Origin of the sequence: Micromonospora sp. D75, assembly GCF_018070405.1 — a bacterium.
GTDB classification, from domain to species: Bacteria; Actinomycetota; Actinomycetes; order Mycobacteriales; family Micromonosporaceae; genus Micromonospora; species Micromonospora chalcea.
The window spans coordinates 1-1933 of record NZ_JAGPXV010000864.1 but is presented as its reverse complement, the minus strand read 5'-3'; the positions used below and the strand labels follow the sequence as shown (position 1 = coordinate 1933).

General features: G+C 71.8%; 2 protein-coding genes and 1 pseudogene. All 3 read right to left on the bottom strand.

The window, feature by feature from the left end:
• Window positions 1–695, bottom strand: a 695-nt coding sequence (locus tag KBX39_RS30045; RefSeq protein WP_210873777.1) for a YhjD/YihY/BrkB family envelope integrity protein, incomplete at its 3' end; no start/stop codon positions are given.
• A 56-nt stretch (window positions 696–751) separates the two neighbouring features.
• Window positions 752–1315, bottom strand: coding sequence for a 2'-5' RNA ligase family protein (locus KBX39_RS30040; RefSeq protein ID WP_312247517.1), 564 nt, complete (start codon window positions 1313–1315; stop codon window positions 752–754).
• 41 nt (window positions 1316–1356) lie between these two features.
• Window positions 1357–1933: pseudogene (locus KBX39_RS30035) on the bottom strand (tryptophan--tRNA ligase); the annotation flags it as partial.

The window sequence follows — 1933 nt, the reverse complement described above, 5'->3', positions numbered from 1 at the left end:
GTGTTGAGCAGGGTGATGCCGATCGCGACGGCGAGCACCGCCGGTCGCAGCCGGCGCCGGCTCATCCGCAGCCGGGGCACTGCGAGCAGCAGCGCGGCGGCCAGCACGGCGTTGACGAGCACGCTCAGCACCGCGCTGACCGTGGTCAGGCCCACCGAGCCGGTGCTGCGCAGCAGGAAACGCAGCAGCGACTCCAGCGCGTCCACGGCGGCGACCGAGACGAACAGCAGCACGAAGACCGCGACCAGCACGCCCAGGTCGACCAGCCGCCGCATCACCAGGTTGCCGGGCTGCTGGTTGAAGCCGTACATCAGCCGCTGCGAGGAGCGGATCGCCTCCACCCAGCCGATGCCGGTGAACACCAGGATGACCAGGCCGACCACGCCGACGGTGTTGCTGCTCTCGGCGATCTGCGCCGGGTCGAGAAAGGGCAGGTTCTCTTCGAGGAAGTGGGCGGCCGCGCGGCTGACCTCCTCGTTGTCGCGCAGCACCGCGCCGAAGACCCAGTACGCGACGAGCGCGAGCGCGAACACGGCGAAGAAGCCGTAGTACGCGATGGCGGCGGCGAGCCGCCCGGCGAGCAGGTCGGCGTAGAGCGTCCCGGCGCGCCACACGTGGTCGAAGACCGACGACCGGCCCCGGGCCGCGTCGATGCGGCGCCCGACCGCCGCCTCGATCCGGCCGAAGACGTTCACCCCGTCATCCTCGCTGATCTCCGCCCGTGGCGGAGGAGCCCCGGCCGGTCGAATGTTCAGCTCGCCCCGCCGAGCCGGAAGTCGCGCCGGGGCTGCCACCGGGTAGCCCCGCTGTGCGAGAACAGCGTGAACGCCTCCACCTGGAACAGCGCGGAGAAGTCGGCCAGATCCTCGTACGCCTTGTCGAGCACCTCGGGTGGCACGTCCTGTGCCACTGTGACGTGCGGGTGGTACGGGAAACGCAGCTCGCGGCGCAGCTCGGGAGCGGAGTTGATGGCGGCGGCCAGCAGTTCGCACTCGCTGATCCCGGCCGCCACCGCCACGAAGACCACCTGGGTGACCGGGCGGAACGTGCCGGTGCCGCGCAGGTGCAGCGTGAACGGCAGGTGCGCGGCGGCGACCCGGTCCAGGTGCTCCTCGACGGCGGGCAGCGCGCGTACCGGAATCTCGGTGGGCCCGAGCAGGGTGACGTGCGCGGGGACGGCCGCCGGGTCGCCGGCCTCGACCCGGCGGCGGGTGAGCATCCCGCCCCACGGCTCGGGGATCTCGACGGCGATCCCGATCTGGATCGTGTCCGCGCCGCCCGGCGCCGCGTCATTGCCCGCCACGTCGCGCGCCACCCCTCCGGCCTCCGGCTGCGTCACCCGTCCCGCCCGGGCCGCTACTCGAACCGCACCGGCGGGAAGAAACCGACCCGCTCGTACGCCGCACGCAGCGTCGCGTCGGCCACCACGCGGGCTTTCTCCGCGCCCCGCGCGAGCAGCTTGTCCAGTTGGGCCGGGTCGTTCAGGTAGCCGTTCGTGCGTTCCTGGATCGGGGTGACGAACTCGCGCACCACCTCGGCCAGGTCCTTCTTGAGGTCGCCGTAGCCCTTGCCGTCGTACGCGGCCACCAGGTCGTCGATGGACCGGCCGGACAGCGCCGAGTAGATGGTGAGCAGGTTGCTGATGCCCGGCTTGCCCTCGGCGTCGAAGACGATCTCGCGGCCGGTGTCGGTGACCGCCGAGCGGATCTTCTTGGCCGAGCGGGCCGGGTCCTCCAGCAGGTCGATGATGCCGGCCGGGGAGGACGACGACTTCGACATCTTCGCCGTCGGGTCCTGCAGGTCGGTGATCTTCGCGGTGTCCTTCACGATGTGCGGCGCGGGCACCGTGAAGGTGCGCCCGAACAGCGAGTTGAACCGCTGCGCCAGGTCGCGGGACAGCTCCAGGTGCTGCCGCTGGTCCTCGCCCACCGGC